Below are 25,529 nucleotides of genomic sequence, written 5' to 3'. Positions count from 1 at the left end.
ACCGACAATCCGTCCCCCGTTTTCAAGGCCAACTCGACACCTGGTCGACAGATTCCGTCGCGTAACCAAAAGGCAACAACGGAATCCCTTGTTGGAGCCCTCTACCTCTGTCAGGATCGGCACTCAAATCGAGCCTGAGCCACGCCGATCCCCTCACGGGGCGCGGAGGGAGCGACATGCATAACCCGGGCACCGCCACCCCGGAACGATTCCCGGCCCAGGACCGCTTCGCGGACGGCGCGCAGTACATCGCGGGCCGCCCGGCGAAGGGGACCTCGGGCCGTACCCACGCCGTCGTCGACCCTGCCATCGGCGCGGAGGTGTACACGTACGACCTGGCCGGTACCGATGACGTCGACGTGGCCGTCGCCGCCGCGCGCGAGGCGTTCCCCGGCTGGGCCGCCGCCACCCCGGGCGAGCGTTCCGACGCGCTGCACCACTTCGCCGCCGTCGTCGCCGACCGCGCCGAGGAATTCGCCCGCGCCGAGTCCCTGCAGTGCGGGAAGCCGCTGAAGCTGACCCGTGAGTTCGATGTGCCGGGGACCATCGACAACATCGCCTTCTTCGCCGGTGCCGCCCGCCACCTCGCCGGCCAGTCCGCCGGGGAGTACTCCGGTGACCACACCTCCTACGTCCGCCGCGAGCCCATCGGCGTGGTCGGGTCCATCGCCCCCTGGAACTACCCCCTCCAGATGGCCGCCTGGAAGATCCTCCCGGCGATCGCCGCGGGCAACACCATCGTGCTCAAGCCCGCCGAGCTCACCCCGCTCACCTCGCTCCTCTTCGCGCAGGCCGCCACCGACGCCGGGATCCCGGACGGTGTCATCAACATCGTCACCGGGACCGGCAGGGAGGCCGGCGAGCATCTCGTCGGTCATCCCGACGTCGCCATGACCTCCTTCACCGGCTCCACCGCCGTCGGCAAGCGCGTCGCCGAGATCGCCACCGGCACCGTGAAGCGGATCCACCTGGAGCTGGGCGGCAAGGCGCCCTTCGTCGTCTTCGACGACGCCGACCTCGAAGCAGCCGTACACGGCGCGGTCGCGGGGGCGCTCATCAATACCGGGCAGGACTGCACGGCGGCCACGCGCGCGTACGTGCAACGGCCGCTCTACGAAGCTTTCGTGGAGCAGACCGCCGCCCTCATGGACACCGTCCGCCTCGGCGACCCCTTCGCCCCCGGCACCGACCTCGGCCCGCTGATCTCGCACGTCCAGCGCGACCGGGTCGCCGGGTTCGTCGACCGTGCACGTGCCTACGCGCGCGTGGTGACCGGTGGCGAGGCGCCGAAGGGCGAGCTCGCGAACGGCGCGTACTACCGTCCCACCCTCGTCGCCGACGCGCCCCAGGACAGCGAGATCGTCCAGTCCGAGATCTTCGGACCGGTTCTGGTCGTCGTGCCGTTCGACAGTGACGAGGACGGGATCCGGCTCGCCAACGACACCCCGTACGGGCTCGCCGCCTCCGCCTGGAGCCGTGACGTCTACCGGGCGAACCGGGCCACCCGCGAGATCAAGGCGGGGTGTGTCTGGGTCAACGACCACATTCCGATCATCAGCGAGATGCCGCACGGCGGCTACAAGGCGTCCGGCTTCGGCAAGGACATGTCAACCTTCTCCTTCGAGGAGTACACGCAGATCAAGCACGTCATGTTCGACAACACCGCGGTCGCCAGGAAGGACTGGCACCGCACCGTCTTCGGGGACCGATAGCCAGATCAGGCGGGAGCAGCCGGCCGCCCGACCCTCGACCGGCCTCCCCAACCTTTCCGATCTCTCCCGAAAGGGCACCACGCGCATGGAGCAGTACGAGCCCGACCGCCTGTCCCCGGCCCGAGTGGCCGCCATGCGGCGCAGCCTGCGCAACGGCAGGGCCGCCATGACCCGCCGTTCGCTGCTGCGCGCCTCCACGGGCGGCGCGCTCGCGCTGGGCGGGCTGGGCACGCTCAGCGCCTGCGGGATCCCCGCGGCCGGCAAGACCCAGGGCGGCACGTCCGCCGAGGACCACTCGGCCGAGGAGAAGACCGTCAACTTCTCCAACTGGACCGAGTACATGGACGTCGACGACAGCGGCAAGCACCATCCGACGCTGGAACAGTTCACGAAACGCACCGGCATCAAGGTCAAGTACACCGAGGACATCAACGACAACAACGAGTTCTTCGGCAAGATCAAGCCGCAGCTCGCCGCCGGGCAGGACACCGGGCGCGACATCGTCGTCCTCACCGACTGGCTGGCCGCACGTCTCATCCGCCTGGGGTGGGTCCAGAAACTGGACGCGTCCAACCTGCCGCACGCCTTCGCCAACACGTCGCAGCAGTTCCGCAGCCCCGACTGGGACCCGGGACGGGCGTACTCGTACCCCTGGCAGGGCATCTCGACCGTCATCGCCTACAACAAGAAGGCGCTCGACGGCGTCGAGGTGAAGACGGTCTCCGACCTGCTCGACAACCCCAAGCTCAAGGGCCGCGTCGGCTTCCTCACCGAGATGCGCGACACCGTCGGGATGACCCTGCTCGACATGGGCAAGGACCCGGCCAAGTTCACCGACGACGACTACGACGCGGCGATCGCCCGCCTGCAGAAGGCCGTCGACAACAAGCAGATCCGCCGGTTCACCGGCAACGACTACACCTCCGACCTCACCAGCGGCGACTTCGCCGCCTGCCTCGCCTGGGCCGGTGACGTCGTACAGCTCAAGGCCGACAGCCCGGACATCGACTTCCTCATCCCGGACAGCGGCTACATGACGTCCAGCGACAACCTGCTCATCCCCAACAAGGCCCGTCACAAGACGAACGCCGAGCGGCTCATCGACTACTACTTCGAGCCGAAGGCCGCCGCCGAGCTCGCCGCCTACATCAACTACGTCTGTCCCGTCGACGGCGTGAAGGAAGAGCTTGCGAAGATCGACGAGGACGCGGCGGACAACCCGCTGATCCTCCCCGACAAGGCCATGCAGGCCGCCTCCCGTGCCTTCCGCTCACTGAGCTCGAAGGAAGAGACGGCATACGAAGAGAAGTTCGCGAAGCTCACAGGGGCGTGACACCAATGACGAACGAAACCAGCGGCGACGTCCGCCTCTCCGGCATCAGCAAGATCTACGGCTCCTTCACCGCCGTACACCCGCTCGACCTGACCGTGCCACAGGGCTCCTTCTTCGCCCTGCTCGGCGCCTCCGGCTGCGGCAAGACCACCACCCTGCGCATGATCGCGGGTCTGGAGGAACCTTCCTCCGGCACGGTGCACCTCGGCGAGCAGGACGTGACCGCCCTCCCGCCGTACAAGCGGCCGGTGAACACGGTCTTCCAGTCGTACGCCCTCTTCCCGCATCTCGACATATTCGAGAACGTCGCCTTCGGCCTGCGCCGCCGCGGCATCAAGTCGGTGAAGAAGCAGGTCGACGACATGCTCGACCTCGTGCAGCTCGGCGAGCAGGCCCGCAAGAAACCGCACCAGCTCTCGGGTGGTCAGCAGCAGCGCGTCGCCGTCGCCCGCGCGCTCATCAACCACCCCAAGGTGCTCCTCCTCGACGAGCCCCTCGGCGCCCTCGACCTCAAGCTGCGCCGCCAGATGCAGCTGGAGCTCAAGCGCATCCAGACCGAGGTCGGCATCACCTTCGTCCACGTCACGCACGACCAGGAGGAGGCCATGACGATGGCCGACACGGTCGCCGTGATGAACGCGGGCCGCGTCGAGCAGCTCGGCTCGCCGACCGACCTCTACGAGAACCCGCGCACGACGTTCGTCGCCAACTTCCTCGGCACCTCGAACCTCATCGAGGCCGAAGTCGACTCCAGGAGCGGCGACGACATCGTGCTGAAGGCGGGCGGCGGCAAGCTCGTCCTCCCCGAGGCGCGCTGCTCCGCGGCCACGGCGACCGGTGGCAAGGTGCTGGTCGGCGTCCGCCCGGAGAAGATCTCCCTCACCCCCGCCGACGATGCCGGCGAGATCCCCGAGGGCCGCAACCGCATCACCGGCAGGATCGCCGACTCCAGTTTCATCGGCGTCTCCACGCAGTACGTCGTCGACAGCCCGGTCTGCCCCGAGTTCGAGGTCTACGCCCAGAACATCGACCGGGACGCCCGACTGGTGCCCGGCGCCGAGGTGGTCCTGCACTGGAACCCGGCGCACACCTTCGGTCTGGACTCCAGTCAGGACATCGACGCCGGCACCGAGGAAGAGGCGGCGGTCTGATGGCGACCCTCACCGAGGCGCCACCGCCTCTCTCCCCGACGGCTCCCGAGAAGAAGCCCCCGCGGGGGCGCGGCCGTCTCGTCCCCTACTGGCTCCTGCTCCCCGGCATCCTCTGGCTGCTGGTCTTCTTCGCGCTGCCGATGATCTACCAGGCCTCCACGTCCGTGCAGACGGGCTCCCTGGAGGAGGGCTACAAGGTCACCTGGCACTTCGCCACCTACTGGGACGCCCTGTCCGAGTACTACCCGCAGTTCCTGCGCTCGGTGCTCTACGCCGGCTCGGCGACGATCCTGTGCCTGATCCTCGGCTACCCGCTCGCGTACCTCATCGCCTTCCGTGCGGGCCGCTGGCGGAACCTGATCATGATCCTGGTGATCGCGCCGTTCTTCACCAGCTTCCTGATCCGCACCCTCGCCTGGAAGACGATCCTCGCGGACGGCGGACCGGTCGTCGGCGCCCTCAACACGCTGCATGTCCTGGACGTCACCAGCTGGCTCGGCATGACCTCCGGCGACCGCGTGCTGGCCACGCCGCTGGCGGTGGTGTGCGGTCTGACGTACAACTTCCTGCCGTTCATGGTCCTGCCGCTCTACACCTCGCTGGAGCGCATCGACGGCCGGCTGCACGAGGCGGCGGGCGACCTGTACGCCAAGCCGATCACTACCTTCCGCAAGGTCACCTTCCCGCTGTCGATGCCGGGCGTCGTCTCCGGCACCCTGCTGACCTTCATCCCGGCGGCCGGCGACTACGTCAACGCGGACCTGCTCGGCTCCACCGACACCCGCATGGTCGGCAACGTCATCCAGACGCAGTTCCTGCGGATCCTGGACTATCCGACGGCCGCGGCCCTCTCCTTCATCCTCATGGCCGCCATCCTCGTCATGGTGACGCTCTACATCCGCAGGTCGGGAACGGAGGATCTGGTTTAAATGACCTTCGTCAACTGGCTCAAGCGCAATCTCGTCGTCATCGCGGGACTGCTGACGCTCGCTTATCTCCTCCTGCCGAACGTCGTCGTGACGGTCTTCTCCTTCAACCAACCGAAGGGGCGCTTCAACTACGAATGGCAGGAGTTCTCCACGGCCGCCTGGCAGGACCCGTGCGGCGTCTCCGACCTGTGCGGCTCGCTGTCGCTCAGCCTCCAGATCGCGTTCTGGGCGACGGTCGGCGCCACGCTCCTCGGCACGATGATCGCCTTCGCACTGGTCCGCTACCGCTTCCGCGCGCGCGGCGCCGTGAACTCGCTGATCTTCCTGCCGATGGCGATGCCCGAGGTCGTCATGGCGGCCTCGCTGCTCACCCTGTTCCTCAACATGGGCGCCCAGCTGGGCTTCTGGACGATCCTCATCGCCCACATCATGTTCTGCCTGAGCTTCGTCGTGACGGCGGTCAAGGCCCGCGTGATGTCGATGGACCCGCGGCTGGAGCAGGCCGCGCAGGACCTGTACGCCGGACCGTTCCAGACGTTCGTCCGGGTCACTCTGCCGATCGCCGCTCCGGGGATCGCGGCGGGCGCGATGCTCGCCTTCGCGCTCTCCTTCGACGATTTCATCATCACCAATTTCAACGCGGGTTCCACCGTCACCTTCCCGATGTTCGTCTGGGGCTCGGCCCAGCGCGGAACGCCCGTTCAGATCAATGTCATCGGTACGGCCATGTTCGTCGTCGCCGTACTGTTCGTCCTGGCCTCCATGGTCATTGGCAATCGCCGCAACAAACAAAAGGCATAACTGTAGGGAGTTGAAATCATGGCCCCAAGCGCCATGAACCGTTGGACAACGTCACTCTCTGAGGCCCAGCCGGTCCCGTACTGGCTGGACGACCCCGGCAGGCCCCACCCGGAACCCGCCCTCACCACCGCCGAGACCTGCGATCTGCTGGTCGTCGGCGGCGGCTACAGCGGACTGTGGACCGCGCTCATCGCCAAGGAGCGCGACCCGCAGCGGGACGTGGTCCTGCTCGAAGGCCGCGAGGTGGGCTGGGCCGCCTCGGGCCGCAACGGCGGCTTCTGCGCCGCCTCCCTCACCCACGGGCTGCCCAACGGGCTCGCCCGCTGGCCCGACGAGATCCACAGGCTTCAGGAGCTGGGCGCCCGCAACCTCGACGAGATCGAGAAGGCGGTCGCCCGCTACTCCCTGGACTGCGACTTCGAGCGCACCGGCGAGATCGACGTCGCCACGGAGACCTACCAGGCGTGGGAACTGCGTGACTGGTACGAGGAGTTGCGGGACAAGGGCCTCGCCGAGGGCATCGAGTTCCTGGACGCGGAGGCGGTGCGGGCGCAAGTCGACTCACCGACATTCCAGGCGGGGCTCTACGACCGCCGGGGCGTGGCCATGGTCAACCCCGCCAAGCTGGCATGGGGCCTGAAGCGGGCCTGCCTCGACCTCGGCGTCCGCATCCACGAGCACACCCCCGCCCTCACCCTGAAGCCGTACGGCGCCGGCATGGCCGTACGCACCCCCTACGGCCAGGTCCGCGCCCGCAAGGTCGCGCTCGGCACGAACATCTTCCCGAACCTGGTCAAGCGCGTCCGCGCCTACACCGTCCCGGTCTACGACTACGCCCTGATGACGGAGCCGCTCACCATCGACCAGCTGGCGTCCATCGGCTGGAAGAACAGACAGGGGCTCGGGGACAGCGCCAACCAGTTCCACTACTTCCGTCTCTCCGCGGACAACCGCATCCTCTGGGGCGGCTACGACGCCATCTACCCGTACGGCGGCCGGGTCCGGGCCGAGTACGACGACCGCCCGGAGACGTACGCCAAGCTCGCCGGGCACTTCTTCACCTGCTTCCCGCAGCTGGAGGGCATCCGCTTCACGCACGCGTGGGGCGGCGCGATCGACACCTGCTCGCGCTTCTCGGCGTTCTTCGGGACGGCCCACCAGGGCAAGGTGGCGTACGCGGCGGGCTTCACGGGCCTCGGTGTCGGCGCGACCAGGTTCGGCGCGGACGTGATGCTGGACCTGCTGGCGGGGGAGCGCACGGAACGCACGCAGCTCGACATGGTCCGCAAGAAGCCGCTGCCCTTCCCGCCGGAGCCCTTCGCCTGGACCGGCATCGCGCTCACCAAGTGGTCGCTGGCCCGGGCCGACGCGCACGGCGGACGGCGCAACCTGTGGCTGAAGACCATGGACCGGCTCGGCCTCGGCTTCGACAGCTGAAGGTCGCTCAGCTCGGAATGTGACTCAGGTCACTATGAATTGGTGGCGAAAACTCGCGTAATGCCTGGCAGGTGACCTCCCTCTCCCTCGTGACGCGACTCGCGTCCACGAAGAAAAGGGAGGTCACCGTCATGACAGGGGCGAAGACGGCGGTCGAGTGGCTGGCATCCGTTGCGCCGGATCCCGAAGCCTGTCGCTGGGAGTGGGAGCGCAACCCCCTCGGAGTCGCGCTGCTGCCGGCCGGCAAGGCCTGGGACGTACTCATCCTGCCGGGCGAGCTCGGCTATCCGACCCTCGATGTCCTCACCCGCATCATCGATCAACTCGGCCCGGTCCTGGTCGACTTCGGCGACTCGCGCATGGGCTTCTTCGTGCCGCCCGGCACCGCCGCCCGCTGGCTCGGCACCGGCATCCGTACGGCCGGGGCCGGCACCTGGATCGTCGTTCCGTATCCGGGCCGCGCCACCGGGGGCACCCGCTGGCTGGTCCCGCCGGACGGCACCGGCACCCTCACGGACCCGGCACTTCTCGAGCTGGCCATGCACGAGGCGGCGGCGCGGCTGGCCGTGGAGGGGGAGGGCTAACCTGCGGGAACTCCCGGGATTCCTGAGACCCTTGACAGAAAGATTGGTCTGGACCAAGTTGTGAGCGCTCCGCCCTCCAATTCCCCCATCCCTGGAGGCACTTGTGGATCGCTTCAGACCTCTCGCCCTGCTCGCCGCCGCGGCACTGACCCTGCCCGGCGTCACCGCGCTCTCGTCGGCCGCCCGTGCGGCCGACGCCGACCTGGCTCGCAACGGAGGATTCGAGGCCGGCCTGGACGGCTGGACCTGCACGGCCGGTACGACCGTCAACTCACCCGTGCGCACCGGCGCTTCGGCACTCCAGGCGACCCCGGCCGGGAGCGACAACGCCCGATGCGCACAGACGGTGACCGTGAAACCGGACTCCCCGTACACGCTGTCCGGATATGTCCGCGGCTCCTACGTCCACCTCGGCGCGAGCGGCACCGGCACCACCGACGTCTCCACCTGGACCCAGTCGGCCCCCGCCTGGCAGCAGCTCACGACGACCTTCCGCACCGGCCCCTCCACCACCCGCGTCACCCTCTACACCCACGGCTGGTACGGCACCGGCGCCTACTACGCCGACGACATCTCCCTGGTCGGACCGGGTGTGGACGCCGGTCAGCCGCCCGCGCCACCGACCGGCCTGAAGGCCGGCACGGTCACCTCCTCCAGCGTCGCCCTGTCCTGGTCGCCGGTACCGGGCGCGACGAGCTACGCCGTCCACCGCGACGGCGCCAAGGTCCAGACGGTGAGCGGCACTTCGGCGACGATCGGCGGGCTGTCGCCCTCCACCGCGTACGGCTTCCAGGTCAGTGCCGTGAACGAGGCGGGCGAGTCCGCGAAATCGGCCACGGTGAGGGCCACGACCACCGCCGGACCGGGCGGCGGGGGCACCGACCTCCCGGCCCACGCCCTGGTCGGCTACCTCCACGCGAGCTTCGCCAACGGCTCCGGCTACACCCGCCTGGCCGACGTCCCGGACAGCTGGGACGTCATCGACCTGGCCTTCGGCGAACCGACCTCGGCCACCTCGGGCGACATCCGCTTCGACCGCTGCCCCGCCACCGAGTGCCCGAGCGTCGAGAGCGACGCCGACTTCAAGGCGGCGATCAGGGCCAAGCAGGCGGCCGGCAAGAAGGTGCTGATCTCCATCGGCGGCCAGAACGGCCAGGTGCAGCTGACGACCACGGCGGCGCGGGACACCTTCGTGACGTCGGTCTCGAAGATCATCGACGAGTACGGCCTCGACGGCCTCGACATCGACTTCGAGGGCCACTCGCTGTCCCTGAACGCCGACGACACGGACTTCAAGAATCCGAAGACGCCGGTGATCGTCAACCTCATCTCGGCCCTGAAGACCCTGAAGGCCAAGTACGGCGACGACTTCGTCCTGACGATGGCCCCGGAGACCTTCTTCGTCCAGCTCGGCTACCAGTACTACGGCACCGGCCAGTGGGGCGGCCAGGACCCGAGGGCGGGGGCGTACCTCCCGGTCATCCACGCGCTGCGCGACGACCTGACGCTCCTCCATGTCCAGGACTACAACTCGGGCCCGATCATGGGCCTGGACAACCAGTACCACTCCATGGGCGGCGCCGACTTCCACATCGCCATGACCGACATGCTGCTCACCGGATTCCCGGTCGCCGGCAACGCGAACAACGTCTTCCCGCCCCTGCGCCCCGACCAGGTGGCGATCGGCATGCCCGCCTCGACCAACGCGGGCAACGGCCACGTCCCGCCGGCCGAGGTCACCAAGACCCTCGACTGCCTGACCAAGAAGGCGAACTGCGGCTCGTACGCCACCCACGGCACCTGGCCGGCGCTGCGCGGCCTGATGACATGGTCGATCAACTGGGACCGGTACGGCGGCTGGGAGTTCCAGCGGACGTTCGACGGCTACTTCGGCTGAGAAACAGCCAGAGCAAGGACAGAAGCACCGTGCACAGGCACCAACTGGCCACGACGTCCAGTGGCCAGTGGTAGCCGCGGCGGACCAGGCCGAAGCCGACGGCCGCGTTGACGACCGCGCAGGCGATGAGGAGCTCGCGGCGGGCGTAGGCGGAGCGGAGCCAGGGGAGGAGGAGCAGGGCCACGGAGCCGTAGGCGATGGCGGCCGTGGCGGTGTGGCCGGAGGGGAAGTAACCGGTCGCCGGGGGGACGGCGGGGGTGCCCGGGCGGTCGGTGAGTTCCTTGAGGGGCACGATCAGGGCCGGGACCAGTGCCATCAGGACGGCCGCCGCGGCGGCCGGCAGCCACCAGTGGTCTGTACCAGTGCGGCGGGACCGCCAGGCGGTGTGGACGAGGAACACGGCGAGAACCGGTACCGCGACCTGGACATTGCCCAGGTCGGCCAGGAGTTCGGAGAAGCGGTCCGGGTGGATCAGGGCCCGGCTGACCCGCTCGTCCACACGCACGAGCGGCCCGTCCGCGACGACCTGCCAGGTGATCAGGGCGAAGAGGAGGGCCGGAAGACCGAGAAGGAGGAAGAGGGAGGTCGGGCGCCCCGGAACAGGGGGGGTGGTTCCGAGGCGCCCGTCCGGATCGGATGGTCGGCCGCCCCGGGGGGTTTGGGGCGGGCGACTGTCCGATCGGTGAGGAGATCCGAAGCCGGAGGCTCCGGTTGTGTGCGCGAGGGCACGACCAGGTCGAAGCTGGGGAGGCCTCGGCCCGTTGTCGCCCAGAGTCCCCTCTGGGCGGGGTGTATCTCTCATCTGCTTAGAACCTACGACAGCGGAAGGGGGTTAGACAGACGGAAACGCGTCCTGACATCCACCTCGCACACCTTCTTCACACGCTCTGACTACAGCCGCCCCAGCCCCGGAACCGCGGACGCCGGCAGGGCTGGGGCGGATGAGGTTCCCGGGTCGGGAAACCGGCACTCACCAGTGGTTTTGATGGGACCTCAGATACGGGCGAAGGCCTGCTCGATGATGTCGAGGCCCTCGTTCAGCAGGTCCTCGCCGATGACCAGCGGGGGCAGGAACCGCAGCACGTTGCCGTAGGTGCCACAGGTCAGGACCAGCAGGCCCTCCTGGTGGCAGGCCTTGGCGAGCGCGGCGGTCGCCTCCGGGTTCGGCTCCTTGGTGGCGCGGTCCTTGACCAGCTCGATGGCGATCATGGCGCCACGGCCACGCACATCACCGACGATGTCGAACTTTTCGGCCATGGCGGTGAGGCGGGCCTTCATGATCGCCTCGATGTTCTTCGCCTTGGCGTTGAGGTCGAGCTCCTTCATCGTCTCGATCGAGCCCAGCGCTCCGGCGCACGCCACCGGGTTGCCGCCGTAGGTGCCGCCCAGGCCGCCCGCGTGCGCGGCGTCCATGATCTCGGCACGGCCGGTCACGGCGGCGAGCGGGAGGCCGCCGGCGATGCCCTTCGCGGTCGTGATCAGGTCGGGGACGATGCCCTCGTCCTCGCACGCGAACCACTGCCCCGTACGGCAGAAGCCGGACTGGATCTCGTCCGCGACGAAGACGATGCCGTTGTCCGAGGCGAACTTGCTGATGGCCGGCAGGAAGCCCTTGGCCGGCTCGATGAAGCCGCCCTCGCCGAGAACCGGCTCGATGATGATCGCGGCGACGTTCTCCGGGCCGACCTGCTTGCTGATCTGGTCGATGGCCTGCGCGGCGGCCTCCGGGCCGGCGTTCTCCGGGCCGGTCGGCCAGCGGTAGCCGTAGGCCACCGGCACCCGGTAGACCTCGGGCGCGAACGGGCCGAAGCCGTGCTTGTACGGCATGTTCTTCGCGGTCAGCGCCATCGTGAGGTTCGTGCGGCCGTGGTAGCCGTGGTCGAAGACGACGACCGCCTGGCGCTTGGTGTACGACCGCGCGATCTTGACGGCGTTCTCGACGGCCTCGGCGCCGGAGTTGAACAGCGCCGACTTCTTGGCGTGGTCGCCGGGGGTCAGCTCGGCCAGCGCCTCGGCGACAGCGACGTAACCCTCGTACGGCGTGACCATGAAACAGGTGTGGGTGAAGTCGGCGAGCTGCGCGGTCGCCTTGCGTACGACGGCCTCGGCGGACGCGCCGACGGACGTCACCGCGATGCCCGAACCGAAGTCGATGAGCCGGTTGCCGTCGACGTCCTCGATGATTCCGCCGCTCGCACGCGCCGTGAACACGGGCAGCACCGAGCCCACGCCCTGCGCGACCGCGGCGGTACGGCGGGCCTGCAGCTCCTGCGACTTCGGGCCGGGGATGGCGGTGACGACGCGGCGCTCCTGCGGAAGTGCGCTCATGAGGGGCTCCTGGGGGTTTTGCGGACGCTTGTCTTGTCTTTTCTCGCAGGCTAGGGCGGGGAGTGGGGGGTGGGCATGCTCCATGTGGGCGTTGTCGGCGAGGCATGTTGTCCGTGGTGGACATGGCGTTCACGAGAGCGCCCGGCCGCGTAAGCGGTGAACTCCCCACGCGGGGGCATTAGATTGGCTCGCTGACGGTGGACGGAACGGCTGGTCAGGGGAAGAGGGCGATGGACAGCGACGGGACGAGGGACGCGCGGGGCACGCATGCGAACCCGGTACCGCGCCCGGCGGGCCCACCGAAGGTGCCGACGGCACCGCCACGGCCGACGCACGCCCCGGACCAGCCGACGCCATCGGGAATCGCCGGCTGGCTGAACGAGCCCCGTCCCGAGGCCCGGCCCGGCATCTGGCGAATGGGTTACCGGCCGGCAAAGGGAGCGGATCAGCAACAGCGGCTCAGCCCGATGACGATCGTCGGCATGGTGATCCCGGCGGTCGCCGGAATGATCATCTGGTCTTTGTGGCTGCGTGGCGGGATTCCGTATCAGTGGGCTCCCCTGCGGCTGGTCACACCGGACGACTGGTGGGAGACCGCGACCGAGATCAATGCCAAGCCCGGTGGGTGGGGCATTGAGGCCTTCATCGCCTACCGGGGCATCTCCTTTGCCCTGCTCGTCTGGGCCATGGCCCGTCTCGGTAGCTGGGGCAAGGTGTCCGGCTACTACTTCGCCCGCAAGCCCCAGCCCCGGCGTGCCGCGCTCACTGCCCTTTGGGCCCTCGTGGCGCTGGCGCTCGTGTTCCCCAGCGCGTTCCCCGGGGCGTTCTGGGACCCCGTCCCGGTCGTCGACCCCCTCCTCAACCTGACCATCGCCCTCTCCCAGGGCTACGAACTGCTCCAGTCGCCACTGTTCGTCTACGGCCTGTACACGGTCATCACCCTCCTCGTGATCTGGCCCTTCGCCCGGGCGGGCGACTGGCGGGCCTATGCCAAGGAGCGGCTCGCCGTCCGCCGGTCCACCGGCACGGACGGGCCTGCGAAGCCGGCCCCTGTGCCCCCCGCCCAGTGGCCGGCCCTGCGCGCCGCCGGGCAGCACCAGGTGGCCGACCTGCTCACCGCCGAGGTGTTCGCCGGGCGGATGAACGACGTGGACTGCGCCCGCCTCGAGTACGCCTGGGGCCGGGCCCGGAGCCAGGGCCGGATGGCTGCCTTCGCGGACACGGTGCTGCGGCACGGGGCCGCCGCGTTCACCCACCCCTCCGGCGCCCGGGACCTGGGCGGCCGCGCCGCCCGGCACGACCTGCTCACCGGGCAGGTGCGCATCGGGCAGTGGGCCGCCGACGAGCGCACCCCGCCGGCATACGGCGGCGTGGGTGCGGCCCTCGGGTCGCAGACGCTGGGCACCTCGCTGCTGGTCGTCGGGCCGTCGGGCGCCGGCAAGACCCGGCACGTGATCGCCCCGGTGACCGAGTCCCTCACGCTCCAGGCCCTCACCGGCAGTTGTGCGGTCGTCGTGGTGTGCGGCGCGGGCGCGGCGGTCGGGGCGGACTCGTCGTACGACGTCGTGGTGCGCATCGGCGACCCCGCGTCTGTGCACGACCTCGACCCGTACGCGGACGTGGACGACCCCGACGAGGCAGCCGGGTTCCTCGCCGAGGCGCTGGCCGGGGACCTCGACACCGTCGGCGCCGAGCGCGCGGCCACCGCCCTCGCCCAGCTCCTGGGCCCCTACCTGGCCGCGTACGGCCGCTTCCCCGCCCTGCCCGTCCTGCGGCAGCTGCTGGAAGGGGACCCGGCGGCCCTGACCGACCTGCGCGAGCGGCTGGCCGACGACCAGCACACGGCGATGCGCCGCGAACTCGAGGCCCGCGTCCGGCACACCGGCGCCCCCGGCGACGCCGGCCCGGTGCTCGCCGACCGGCTCGCCCTGCTGGACCGGCCCGCTTTCGCCGACTTCTTCGGCTCGGGGGGCGACACGATCCGCCCGTTCTCGCTGCGAGCCGTGGCCCACCACCCGCTGCGGGTCCGTATCGACCTGCCCGAGCGTGGTCACGAGGAGGCGTCCCGGCTGATCGCACGGCTGGTGCTGGCCCAGTTCGCCGCGGTCGTGAGGGAAGGGGCACGCGACCACTTCGTCGGCCTGGTCCTCGACGACGCCACCGGCACCGTCACTCCCGAATCGGTACGGCGGATTCAGCGGCTGCGCTCGCAGAACGCCGGTGTCGTGCTGGCGCTGCGCACGGTCTCCGACGTCCCGGAAGCCCTGCACGGGCCGCTGTACGGGGCAGTCGGCTGCCGGATGGCGCTGTCCGGAGTGACGACCTGGGACGGCAGCCGCTTCGCGGACGCCTGGGGCACGGAGTGGGTGGAGACCACCGATGTCGCCCAGCACACCGTGTTCGCCGATCAGCCGATGACCCGGGCCATGCACGCCCTGCGCAAGCTGGTGACCGGCAAGGCGGTGACCACGGAAGCGGTCACCGTCCGCCAGGTCGAGCGGGAGCGGTGGTCGGCGTCCGAGCTGGCGCATGCGGTGCCGCCGGGACATGCGGTGCTGTCACTGACGCAGGTGAACGGGGAGCACGCGCCGCCGTTGCTGGTGGATCTGCGGGGGTAGGTCCGGACTTCACGTCACCCCATGACCGTACGGTGAGGCAGAATCGGTACAGGCCGTTCATACATGGCGGCCAAAAGATCACACGGATCACAAGATCAATCCGAAGATCGCCGAGATCACACCGACTGAAGGCCTCATGCCCCCGACGCTCGCCTCGCTCGTCCACCACTCCGCGCTGAAGCTGACCGTGCGGGCGGGCGAGGACCGCCTGGACGTGCCCGTGCGCTGGGCGCACGTCAGTGAGCTCGCCGACCCGGTCCCCTATATGGAGGGCGGCGAGCTGCTGCTGATCACCGCGCTCAAGCTGGACGCGGAGAACCCCGAGGCGATGCGGCGCTATGTGCGACGGCTGGCCGGTGCGGGCGTGGTCGGGCTCGGCTTCGCGGTCGGCGTCAACTACGAGGACATCCCCGCGGCGCTGGTCGAAGCGGCGAAGGAGGAGGGCCTGCCGCTGCTGGAGGTGCCGCGCCGCACGCCCTTCCTCGCCATCAGCAAGGCCGTCTCGGCGGCGATCGCGGCGGACCAGTACCGGGCGGTGACGGCGGGGTTCGCGGCGCAACGGGAGCTGACGAAGCAGGCGTTGACCGACGGTCCGGAAGGGCTGCTGGCCGCGCTGGCCTCCCAGGTGGACGGCTGGGCGGCCCTGTACGACGCGTCCGGTGCCGTGGTCGCGACGGCGCCCGAGTGGGCGGGGCGGCGGGCGGCACGGCTCACGGCGGACGTGGAGCGGCTGCGGGAGCGGCCCGCGCCGGCGTCGTCCGTGGTCGGCGGGCCGGAGCACGAGGACCGGGTCGAGCTGCACACGCTGGGCACGGGGCGTCGGCCGCGGGCGGCGCTGGCCGTGGGGACGGCGGCGGCGCTGGGTACCGCGGAGCGGTACGCCGTGTACTCGGCGATCGCGCTGCTGACGCTGACCACCGAGCGGTCGCGGTCGCTGCACGCGGCCGAGCAGCGGGTGGGCGCGGCGGTGCTGCGCATGCTGCTCGCCGGGGAGCCGGACCATGCGCGGGCCGTGGCGGGAGACCTGTACGGCGAGCTGCTGGACGCGCCCTTCCGGGTGATCGTCGCCGCGTCCGACACGAACGGGGATCCGCTGGGCGCCGTCACCGAGATCGTGGAGTCCGCGGCGGCTCGGGCCGGGGAGGCGGTGCTCGTCGTGCCGGAGGGGGAGGGTGAAGCGGCGCGGCTGGTGGTGCTCGCCGCGGACGGGGGTGCGGCGGTGGCGGCGTGCGCGAAGTACGCGGCAGCGCTGGAGGCGGCGCGGGCGGGGGACGTACCCGAGCAGGCGGCGGGCGCCGGCGAGGACGAGCTGGTCGTGGGGCTCTCGGCGCCGGCCGGGCCGATCGCTGCCGCGGCGGCGTACAAGCAGGCCGAGCAGGCCCTGTCGGTGGCTCGGCGGCGGGGGCGGGTGTGCGTGGAGCACGAGCAGCTGGCCGCCGGGTCGGTGCTGCCGCTGCTCGCGGACGATGCGGTGAAGGCGTTCGCGGACGGGTTGCTGCGGGCGCTGCATGAGCATGACGCGACGGGGCGGGGGGATCTGGTGGCCTCGCTGCGGGCGTGGCTGTCGCGGCACGGGCAGTGGGACGCGGCGGCTGCGGATCTGGGGGTGCATCGGCACACGCTGCGGTACCGGATGCGGCGGGTGGAGGAGATTCTGGGGCGTTCGCTGGACGACGCGGATGTGCGGATGGAGCTTTGGCTGGCGTTGAAGGCGACGTCGGCGGAGTAGACAGCCGGCGTCGGTGCGGGCCTCGCTGGGGGCTGCCGCCCCCAGACCCGGCTTCGGCCCTGAAGGGGCCTCGTCCTCAAACGCCGGACGGGCTAGGTCCAGCCCCTCCGGCGTTTGAGGAGCGGGGGTCCAGGGGGCAGTGCCCCCTGGCGGGGTCGAAAGGGCAGAGCCCCTGGGGGATGGGACGGGTAGGGGCGGCGGGGGCGAGGCATCCTGGGTCGCGCACCACCCACCCCGCCAAACCGGCGCAGCCCCTCCCCTCACCACTCCACCCCGGACAAACACCACTCAGCCACCGCCCCCCTACCGTGGACCACGACACACAGGACACCCCCAACGCGGAAGGGCCGGGACTCGATATGCCCAAAGAAAATGTGGCGGTCACCCACGCCTTCTGGCTCGCCGGTCGCCAGGTCAGTGGCGAGGACAGCTTTGATGTCACCTCCCCGTGGGACGGGCGGGTCGTCGGCAAGGTGAGTGCGCCGACGGACGCGCAGATCGAGGAGGCCGTGGCCGCCGCGTACGCCGTCCGCGAGGACTTCGCCGCGACGCCGGCCCACGTGCGTGCCGCCGCGCTCGACCACGTCAGCAGGCGGCTCGTCGAGCGGACCGAGGAGATCGCCCGGCTGATCTCCGCCGAGAACGGCAAGCCCATGAAGTGGGCCCGCGGCGAGGTCGGCCGTGCCGTGTCCGTGTTCCGGTTCGCGGCCGAGGAGGCCCGGCGGTTCAACGGGGGAGAGGCCCAGCGGCTCGACACCGACCTCGGCGGTCAGGGTCGCCTCGCCCTCACCCGGCGCTTCCCCAAGGGCGTCGTGCTGGGGATCGCGCCGTTCAACTTCCCGCTGAACCTGTGCGCCCACAAGATCGCCCCGGCCCTCGCCGCCGGCGCGCCGATCATCCTGAAGCCCGCCCCGGCCACCCCGCTCTCCGGGCTCGTCATCGGTGAGCTGCTCGCCGAGACTGAGCTTCCGGCCGGCTCCTGGAGCATCCTCCCGGTTCCGAACGACCGTATGCCCGCGCTCGTCCAGGACCCGCGCCTGCCCGTGATCTCCTTCACCGGCTCCGAGAAGGTCGGCTACGCGATCATGGACTCGGTGCCGCGCAAGCACTGCACCCTGGAGCTGGGCGGCAACGGCGCGGCGGTCGTGCTCGGCGACTACGCCTCCGACGCCGACCTCGACTGGGCCGCCACCCGCATCGCCACGTTCTCCAACTACCAGGGCGGCCAGTCCTGCATCTCCGTGCAGCGGGTGATCGCGGACGCGTCCGTCTACGACCGGCTCGTGCCGCGCATCGTCGCCGCCGTCGAGGCCCAGGTCACCGGCGACCCGAGCGACGACGCGACCGACGTCGGGCCGCTGGTCAGCGAGGACGCCGCCAAGCGCGTCGAGACGTGGGTGGACGAAGCCGTCGCGGCGGGGGCGGCTCTGCTCACCGGCGGCAAGCGCGACGGTGCCTCCTACGCGCCGACCGTCCTCACCGACGTACCGGCCGACGTCACCCTCTCGTGCGAGGAGGTCTTCGGGCCCGTCCTCACCGTGCAGAAGGTCGACGGGGAGGCCGCCGCCTTCGCCGCCGCCAACGACTCCAAGTACGGCCTCCAGGCAGGTGTGTTCACGCACGACCTGCAGACCGCCTTCCGGGCCCACCGTGCCCTCGAGGTCGGCGGCGTCGTCATCGGCGACGTGCCTTCCTACCGCGCCGACCAGATGCCGTACGGCGGCGCCAAGCAGTCCGGTGTGGGCCGTGAGGGCGTGAAGTTCGCGATGGACGACTACACCTACGAGCGGGTGATGGTCCTCACCGGCCTCGCTCTCTGAGCTCTCTGAGCTATCTGAGACCGTTCGGGATCTGCTCTAGCTTGTGACAATCGTTTTCAGCTAGACTGGGTCCGTATCCCGGGATGAAAAGGGGCCCGGCACCGATGCCTTCCGGTGCCGGGCCCCTTCTTTACGTCGGCCTCTTCCGGACCCTCAACCGGAGAAGCCGACGTGCGCGAGCCGCACCGGGCCGCGCAGTCTGAGGTGGACGTCGCGGACGCCCTCGGCGATGATCTCGGCGCGCTGCGTCGAGTAGTCGTACGGGCTCGCATCCGGCGCCTTCGACGTCAGCACGGCGAGCACCGCGCCCCCGTCCAGCGAGACCTCGACCACGCCGTCGCCGGACACGGTGGCCGTCACCGCCGTGACGCCGCCTTCGAAGTCGCAGTCGCGGTAGATCAGTTCGCCCGACCTGCCCTGGGCGGGCGTCACCGCGTCGCCCGACGCCTTCGTGCGGTCGACGATCGCCACGCCGCTCTGCTCGTCGAAATCGGCCGCGTCCAGGCCGCGGCGCAGGACCGGGCGCGGTGCGGCCGCCTCGCCGTCCAGGAGCACGGTCGTGCGCAGGCGGATGTCCTCGCTGGAGGCGCCGGCCAGGATCTCGTACGGGCCCGGCTCACGGCGCCAGGCGCCCCGCGCCACGTCCCAGAAGTCGAAGGACGACAAGGGGACTTCGAAGGTCAGGGTCGACTGCTCGCCGGGCTCCAGCCGCACCCGGCTGTGGGCCACCAACTCCCGCCGCGGGCGCGGCACCGTCGGTTCCACGGCGCGCGTGTAGAGCTGGGCGACCTCGTCGGACGTCACGTCCCCGGTGTTGGTGACCGTGAAGGAGACGTGCAGCGCGTCGTCCGCCACGCGGGTCTCCAGGTCGGCGTAGGAGAAGGCCGCGTACGACAGGCCGTGGCCGAACGGGAACAGCGGGGTCCCCTCGAAGTACAGGTAGGTCTGACGGCCGCCGATCACGTCGTAGTCGAGGAGGTCGGGCAGGTCGGCGTCGTCGGCGTACCAGGTCTGCGGGAGGCGGCCGGCGGGGGAGACGTCGCCGGCCAGGACGCGGGTGAGGGCGGTACCGGCCGCCTGGCCGCCGTGGGACGTCCACAGGATCGCCGGGAGGGCGGCCGGGTCGACGGCGTAGGGGTACGCCGACACCAGCGCCAGCACCGTGTTCGGGTTGGCCGCGCGGGCGGCGCGCAACAGGCGCTCCTGGTGCGCGGGGAGGGCCAGCGTCGTGCGGTCCTCGGTCTCACGGCCGTTGATGTGCGGGTCGTTGCCCGCGACCACCAGGACCACGTCCGCCTGCGAGGTGACCCTGGTCACTGCGTCTTCGCCGCTTTCGACGACGATGAGCTCGAAGATTTCCGGATTCGCTTCGGCAACCCTCACGCCGTCGGCGGCGACTGAGACGTGGCGACCCGTGCCGACATGGCGGAGGAGGTGTCCGTTCTCGTGGGGTTCCAGGCGGAATGTCTCCTGGACGACCCAGCCTCCGGGCTGGTCGGCGGAGGCGCGGACACAGCCGTCCTCGGCGACCGACAGATAGCGGCCGTCGGGGGCCCGCAGGGTCAGCACGCCCTCGCCCCAGTCGACGAGCGCGAACTCGGTGCCGGTCGGGTCGGTGGTCAGCGGCGGCAGATCCGTACGGCCGGCGAGCAGGGCCGGGTCGAGGGCGCCCTCGGCGCCGCGTACCTCGTCGTCGGCGTCCGCCTCGGGGACGTGCAGGAAGGCTCCGGCCGACGTCTTCAGCAGGATGCGGTCGACGCCCTCCGCGAAGTCCACCCGGTCCGCACCGAACCGCTCGTACAGGCCCTCCAGCGGGGTGCAGCGGTGGATGAGCGTGCCGCTGTACCAGTCGCGCTTGCACTCGTCGGCGAGCAGACCGACCACGGCGAGCCGGGTGTCCGGCGCGAGCGGCAGCAGGCCGCCGCTGTTCTTGAGCAGGACGACCGACTGCTCGGCGGCCTCCTGGGCGAGGGCGCGGTGGGCCGGGGTGTCGAAGTCCTTGGTGAGCGCATGCGGGTCGTACTCCGGGTCGAACTCGCCGAGGCGGAAGCGGACCGAGAGCTGGCGGCGCACCGCCGTGTCGATGTCCGACTCGGTCAGCAGGCCCTGGTCGAGGGCGCCGCGGATCCGTGCGGTGATCTTCGAGCTGTCGGTGCCGTGGTCGGTGAAGCTGTCGACGCCGGCGAGGATCGAGGCCGCCGTGGCCTCCTCGTGGGTGTCGAAGTAGTGCTCGGAATCGACCAGGTTGGAGGGTGCGCCCGCGTCCGAGCAGACCAGCAGGTCCTCGTCGGTCCAGGCGCGCAGGTGCTCGCGCAGATACGGCGAGACGTGGTTGGGGCGGCCGTTGACCAGGTTGTACGCCGGCATCACCCCGGCCGTCGCGCCCGCCTCGACCGTCTCGCGGAAGGCACGCAGGTCGTACTCGTGCAGGACGCGCGGGCGCACCGAGGAGGACGTGACGTCGCGGCCCGTCTCGTTGTTGTGGGCCAGCCAGTGCTTGAGGACGGGCGCGGTGCGCCAGTACGTGGGGTGGTCGCCGCGCAGGCCGCGGGTGTACGCGGTGGCGATGGCCGAGGTGAGCTTCGGGTCCTCCGAGTAGCCCTCCTCGTTGCGGCCCCACAGGGGGTGGCGCAGGAGGTTGACGGTGGGGGCCCAGACGTTCAGGCCCACGCGGTCGTCGCGGGCACGCATCGCACGGGTCTCCTTGGAGACGGCGTCGCCGACCCGTCGTACCAGGTCCGTGTTCCAGGTCGCGCCAAGGCCGACGGCCTGGGGAAACACGGTGGCCGGGCCCATCCAGGCCACGCCGTGCAGCGCTTCCTGCCCGGTGCGGAATTCGTCGATGCCGAGCCGCTCGACGGCCGGTGCGAACTGGTGCAGGAAGCCGATCTTCTCGTCGAGCGTGAGCCGCGACAGAAGGTCGTCGATGCGCTTCGCGAACGGCAGTCGCTGATCGCGGAAAGGCGGCGTAGGCGGCGTTTGTGCGGTCACGTGGGGTTCCCCTTGCGGTGGAGCGGCGAGACGCTTTCGAAGCGCTTCGATGCTCATTCGATCCGGGGGTGGGTGTCAAGACACCCCGGCGCAACAACTCCGACGCCTGACCGTTATTTCAAGCCCTGTAAGAGAGCGTTCCGACCCCCGCACCTCGGAGGAATCTTGGAAGCGACCCTTGTGCGCCCCCATGCCTTCACTTAACCTCGCAGCAACATCGAAGCGCTTCGACTACGAGGCTCGCCCACTTCAGGGGTGTACGTCCTCGGCCGTGGCCGGAGCACCGCTTCAGCTCAGCCAGATCCACTTAAGACACCGCAGCCGACGGCCCACCGCCGGGTGTCCAGGTGCGCCATGAAGGGTTGACGCAATGACGCCGAATGCCGCCTCCGCCTCCTCCGGACCCAGCCGGAGAAGCTTCCTCGCCTCTACGGCGGTCGCCACCGCAGCGGTGGCGGGAGGGATGCCGCTGCTCTCCGCCTGCGGCGGTTCGGACAGCGGGTCGCGAGACGGCACCACGTCGGGCAAGGACGCGAAGAAGATCCTTCCGGCGTACGTGGCCAGCAATGTGGTGACGCCGGACATCCCGTCGAAGAACGGCTCGTCGCTCGGCTTCACCAGCAAGCTGGACCTGGCGGACCTGAAGACCTCGGTCCCGAAGAAGCTCGGCAAGGGCGGCAAGGTCACCATCATGTCGCCGTTCTGGGGCTCGCCGCCCAAGGGCGACAACCCCTACTACACGGGGATGAACGACCTGATCGGCGTCGACGTCCGGTGGCAGAACCAGGACGGCAACACCTACGACCAGAAACTCGGCGCGGTCCTCGCTTCCAGTGAAATCCCGGACATGGTGGTGATCCCCGGCTGGAACATGGGCGGCAAGATACCCAGCGCCATCATCGGCAAGTTCGCCGACCTGGGGCCCTACCTCTCCGGTGACGCGGTCAAGGAGTACCCGAACCTCGCGGCGATCCCGACGGACGCCTGGCAGCGGTCCATTTTCGGCGGCGCGCTGCGCGCCCTGCCGATGCCGGCCTCGTACGTCCCGAACATCGTGCCCTGCTACCGCAAGGACATCTTCGACAAAGAGGGCTACGAAGTCCCCAGGTCCGCCGACGAGTTCCTGGCCCTGTGCAAGGAGATCACCAACGCCAAGGCCAAGCGGTGGGCGTGCGGTGACATGAAGTGGACCGCCTTCAACTCCTTCGGCTCTCTCGGCGGTGGAGAGAAGGCGCTCGCCTGGAACGTGGTCGACGGCAAGCTGATCAACCGCCTCGAGACCGAGGAGTTCCTCGAGGCGCTGGAGTGGACCCGCAAGCTGTTCGCCGCCGGGGTCGTCCACCCCGACTTCGAGCTGGGCAAGAGCCAGGCCACCGACCCGGCCCCCAAGTTCGCCGCCGGTGAGTTCCTGATCTGGAACAACGACAGCTCCAACTGGTACGGCCAGACCGCCTCCCAGGCCACCCAGAACCCCGACTTCGAGATCTGGGGCATGGACATCTTCGGCCACGACGGCGGCGACCCGGTCCTGTGGGCCACGAACCCGGCCAACATCTTCGCCTTCGTCAGCAAGAAGGCCTCCGAGTCCGTGATCCGCGACGCGCTGGCCGTCGCCAATGTCACCGCGGCGCCGTACGGCACCCAGGAGTACATGTTCACCAACTACGGCGTCGAGGGCACCCACTACACGGTCAAGGACGGTGTCCCCGTCAAGAACGACAAGGGCAACAACGAGGTTCTCAACGCCTTCGTGATGGTCGCGAGCCCCGCCTCCACCATCGCCCACCCGGACTTCCCGGACGTCGCCAGGGGCCGGGTCGAGTGGCAGCAGCGGATGGGCGCCTTCACCAAGAAGACCGCCTTCTACGGCATGCAGATCACCGAGCCCGCCCGCTACACCAACCTCACCAACGACCTGGAGCAGCTCGAGGACGACGTCGTCCGCGGCCGCAAGAAGATCAGCGACGTGCAGCAGTTCGCCTCCGAGTGGAAGAGCAAGGGCGGCGACAAGCTGCGCGACTGGTACCAGAAGATCCTCGACGAGAACGGCAGCGCGGCCAACTGATCCGGGGTTGAGGCAAGGAGAACGCCGTGTCCCACAGCACGGTGCCTCGGAGCAGTGCCGAGGCGAAGACGAAGACCCAGCGTGAAGAGACCCCGGTGGCGTCCGACGGCGCCACCGGGCCGGCGGGGAAGCACCCATCGGGCAAACTGAGCCTCAAGGTCAGGTTCAGACGCGACCGGCTGCTGCTGGTGATGACACTGCCGGCCGTCCTGCTGATCCTGCTCTTCAACTACCTGCCGATCCTCGGCAACGTCGTCGCGTTCCAGGAGTACGACCCCTACATCAGCGACAACGGCATCGTCTCCATCCTGAACAGCCCCTTCGTGGGTCTGGAGAACTTCCAGCGGATCTTCGAGGACTCGGCCTTCTGGAACGCGGTCGAGAACACACTGGTGCTGTTCTTCCTCCAGATCGTGCTGTTCTTCCCGATCCCGATCCTGCTCGCGCTGCTCATCAACAGCGTGGTCAGGCCCCGGGTGCGGGCGGTCGCGCAGGCCGTGCTGTACCTGCCGCACTTTTTCTCCTGGGTGCTGGTCATCGCCGTGTTCCAGCAGCTGTTCGGCGGTGCCGGGCTGCTGTCGCAACTGCTGCGCGAGAACGGCTACGACGGCCTCAACATCATGACCAACCCGGACACCTTCCCGCTGCTGATCACCGCACAGAGCGTGTGGAAGGACGCCGGCTGGGGGATCATCGTCTTCCTCGCCGCGCTCGCCTCGGTGAGCCCGGACCTGTACGAGGCCGCGGCCATGGACGGTGCGAGCCGCTGGCGCCGGATGTGGCACGTCACGTTGCCCGCACTGCGGCCGGTGATCGCCCTGCTCCTGGTGCTGCGTGTCGGTGACGCGCTGACGGTCGGGTTCGAGCAGATCCTTCTGCAACGCGACGCCGTCGGACCCGGGGCGGGGGAGGTCCTCGACACCTTCGTGTGGTGGAACGGCGTGCGGAACCAGGACTTCAGCTATGCGGCCGCCGCCGGCCTGATCAAGGGCGTCGTGAGCCTCGGACTGGTCCTCGTCGCGAACAAGGTGGCCCATCTCATGGGCGAGCAGGGGGTGTACAAGAAGTGACCGCCGTCATCGACAAACCGGTGAGCGAACCGCGCTGGTGGCAGGCCCCGCCCCGGCCGAGCTGGGAGGAGAAGCCGTCCAAGGCCGGCCTCACGGGCAAGGGCCTCGCGCTGACGCTGGCCTGTCTCGGGGTGCTCTTCCCGCTGTGGATCGTCCTCGTGACGAGCCTGTCGTCGCGCAAGACCATCGACGAGGCCGGCGGTCTGGTGATGGTGCCCAACGGGATCACCTTCATCGCCTACAAGGAGCTGCTGAGCGGCGGCCAGGTCACCCGCGCCACGATCATCAGCCTCCTCGTCACCCTGATCGGCACGCTGTTCTCGATGGCCGTGTCCGTGATGTGTGCCTACGGGCTGTCCCGGAGCGGGTCGCTGGGGCATCGCTGGATTCTGATGACGCTGCTGGCGACGATGTTCTTCAGCGCCGGGCTCATTCCCACGTATCTGCTGGTGCAGACACTGGGGCTGACGGACTCCTATCTGGCGCTGATCCTGCCCAGTGCGGTGAGCGTGTTCAACATCCTTGTGCTGCGCGGGTTCTTCATGGGGATCTCGCAGGAACTCGTCGACAGTGCGCGCATTGACGGAGCCGGTGACTTCCGGATTCTGTGGCAGATCGTCATGCCGCTGTCCCGGGCGGTGATCGCGGTGATCACGCTGTTCTATGCCGTCGGGTACTGGAGCGCCTGGTTCAACGCGTCGCTCTATCTGAACGACCAGGACATGATGCCGCTGCAGAACGTCATGATCCAGCTGGTGCAGAAGCAAGAGGCCCCGGTGGGACTGGGGCAGGCCATCAAGACCGGAGAGCTCTCCGGGCTGGCTGTGCAGATGGCCGTGATGGTCATGGCTCTGCTGCCGGTTGCTGTGCTTTCCCCCTTCGTCCAGAAGCACTTCAAGAAGGGCATGCTCACGGGGGCGGTCAAGGGCTGACGCCCTCGCACGAGGTCTCGCCGTAGGACCACGGTTGTTTGCTGTCTGCGGCTTCGTCGTGGTTGGTCGCGCCCACGCGGCGGAGCCGCAAATCGAAACAGCCCCGCGCCCCTAGGCAGGTTTCCCCACTCT

General features: G+C 69.6%; 17 protein-coding genes. 14 read left to right on the top strand and 3 right to left on the bottom strand.

The annotated features are described in order from the left end of the window. Positions 1-176 precede the first annotated feature (176 nt). The 8 genes from ADL12_RS13810 (at position 177) to ADL12_RS13775 (ending at position 9,844) form a co-directional block, all read left to right on the top strand. Positions 177-1,712, top strand: coding sequence for a gamma-aminobutyraldehyde dehydrogenase (locus tag ADL12_RS13810; protein WP_062702064.1), 1,536 nt, complete (start codon positions 177-179; stop codon positions 1,710-1,712). An 85-nt stretch (positions 1,713-1,797) separates the two neighbouring features. Then, entirely contained in the window at positions 1,798-3,045 is a 1,248-nt protein-coding gene (locus ADL12_RS13805; RefSeq protein WP_062702062.1) for an ABC transporter substrate-binding protein, read from the top strand. A gap of 5 nt (positions 3,046-3,050) precedes the next feature. Further along, positions 3,051-4,196 (top strand): ABC transporter ATP-binding protein, encoded by a 1,146-nt coding sequence (locus ADL12_RS13800; protein WP_079052024.1) that lies wholly within the window; start codon positions 3,051-3,053, stop codon positions 4,194-4,196. Then, entirely contained in the window at positions 4,196-5,125 is a 930-nt protein-coding gene (locus tag ADL12_RS13795; RefSeq protein WP_062702058.1) for an ABC transporter permease, read from the top strand. Before ADL12_RS13800 ends, ADL12_RS13795 begins: the two co-directional genes overlap by 1 nt. Continuing rightward, positions 5,126-5,926: an ABC transporter permease gene (locus ADL12_RS13790; RefSeq protein WP_062702056.1), complete on the top strand. Its 801-nt coding sequence runs from the start codon at positions 5,126-5,128 to the stop codon at positions 5,924-5,926. It abuts the gene before it with no gap. Positions 5,927-5,944: 18 nt separating this feature from the next. After that, on the top strand, positions 5,945-7,363 hold the full coding sequence (locus tag ADL12_RS13785) for an NAD(P)/FAD-dependent oxidoreductase (RefSeq protein ID WP_062702055.1): 1,419 nt from the start codon (positions 5,945-5,947) through the stop codon (positions 7,361-7,363). A gap of 131 nt (positions 7,364-7,494) precedes the next feature. Continuing rightward, positions 7,495-7,947: a hypothetical protein gene (locus ADL12_RS13780; RefSeq protein WP_062702106.1), complete on the top strand. Its 453-nt coding sequence runs from the start codon at positions 7,495-7,497 to the stop codon at positions 7,945-7,947. A 103-nt stretch (positions 7,948-8,050) separates the two neighbouring features. Next, positions 8,051-9,844, top strand: coding sequence for a chitinase (locus ADL12_RS13775; protein WP_062702053.1), 1,794 nt, complete (start codon positions 8,051-8,053; stop codon positions 9,842-9,844). Here the strand turns inward: ADL12_RS13775 and ADL12_RS13770 are convergent. Beyond that, positions 9,783-10,646: a phosphatase PAP2 family protein gene (locus ADL12_RS13770; protein ID WP_079052023.1), complete on the bottom strand. Its 864-nt coding sequence runs from the start codon at positions 10,644-10,646 to the stop codon at positions 9,783-9,785. The two genes, ADL12_RS13775 and ADL12_RS13770, sit on opposite strands and share 62 nt — an antisense overlap. A 191-nt stretch (positions 10,647-10,837) precedes the next feature. Further along, positions 10,838-12,172, bottom strand: a complete 1,335-nt coding sequence (gene gabT, locus ADL12_RS13765; RefSeq protein WP_062702051.1) for a 4-aminobutyrate--2-oxoglutarate transaminase — start codon at positions 12,170-12,172, stop codon at positions 10,838-10,840. A 230-nt stretch (positions 12,173-12,402) separates the two neighbouring features. Between gabT and ADL12_RS13760 the strand changes: the two genes are divergently transcribed. The 3 genes from ADL12_RS13760 (at position 12,403) to ADL12_RS13750 (ending at position 18,339) form a co-directional block, all read left to right on the top strand. Continuing rightward, entirely contained in the window at positions 12,403-14,790 is a 2,388-nt protein-coding gene (locus ADL12_RS13760) for a type IV secretory system conjugative DNA transfer family protein (RefSeq protein ID WP_062702049.1), read from the top strand. 136 nt (positions 14,791-14,926) lie between these two features. Then, on the top strand, positions 14,927-16,519 hold the full coding sequence (locus tag ADL12_RS13755; RefSeq protein ID WP_062702047.1) for a PucR family transcriptional regulator: 1,593 nt from the start codon (positions 14,927-14,929) through the stop codon (positions 16,517-16,519). A 374-nt stretch (positions 16,520-16,893) separates the two neighbouring features. Beyond that, on the top strand, positions 16,894-18,339 hold the full coding sequence (locus ADL12_RS13750) for an aldehyde dehydrogenase family protein (RefSeq protein WP_107119901.1): 1,446 nt from the start codon (positions 16,894-16,896) through the stop codon (positions 18,337-18,339). A gap of 153 nt (positions 18,340-18,492) precedes the next feature. On the opposite strand, the gene ADL12_RS13745 is transcribed toward ADL12_RS13750, so the two are convergent. Then, the gene (locus ADL12_RS13745) at positions 18,493-21,330 is read right to left on the bottom strand and encodes a glycoside hydrolase family 3 C-terminal domain-containing protein (protein ID WP_062702044.1); all 2,838 of its coding nucleotides are present in this window, start codon (positions 21,328-21,330) and stop codon (positions 18,493-18,495) included. A 370-nt stretch (positions 21,331-21,700) separates the two neighbouring features. On the opposite strand from ADL12_RS13745, the gene ADL12_RS13740 reads away from it, so the two are divergent. From ADL12_RS13740 to ADL12_RS13730, 3 genes are read left to right on the top strand one after another with little or no spacing between them, the layout of a single operon-like run. Then, the gene (locus ADL12_RS13740; RefSeq protein WP_062702042.1) at positions 21,701-23,395 is read left to right on the top strand and encodes an extracellular solute-binding protein; all 1,695 of its coding nucleotides are present in this window, start codon (positions 21,701-21,703) and stop codon (positions 23,393-23,395) included. Between the two features lie 26 nt (positions 23,396-23,421). After that, positions 23,422-24,465: an ABC transporter permease gene (locus ADL12_RS13735; protein ID WP_062702040.1), complete on the top strand. Its 1,044-nt coding sequence runs from the start codon at positions 23,422-23,424 to the stop codon at positions 24,463-24,465. Continuing rightward, positions 24,462-25,397, top strand: coding sequence for a carbohydrate ABC transporter permease (locus ADL12_RS13730; RefSeq protein ID WP_062702038.1), 936 nt, complete (start codon positions 24,462-24,464; stop codon positions 25,395-25,397). Before ADL12_RS13735 ends, ADL12_RS13730 begins: the two co-directional genes overlap by 4 nt. Positions 25,398-25,529 lie beyond the last annotated feature (132 nt).

Source organism: Streptomyces regalis (genome assembly GCF_001509475.1).
Classification (GTDB): Bacteria; Actinomycetota; Actinomycetes; order Streptomycetales; family Streptomycetaceae; genus Streptomyces; species Streptomyces regalis.
Note: the sequence above shows the minus strand (reverse complement) of the source record. Positions and strands in the feature narration are given on the sequence as shown.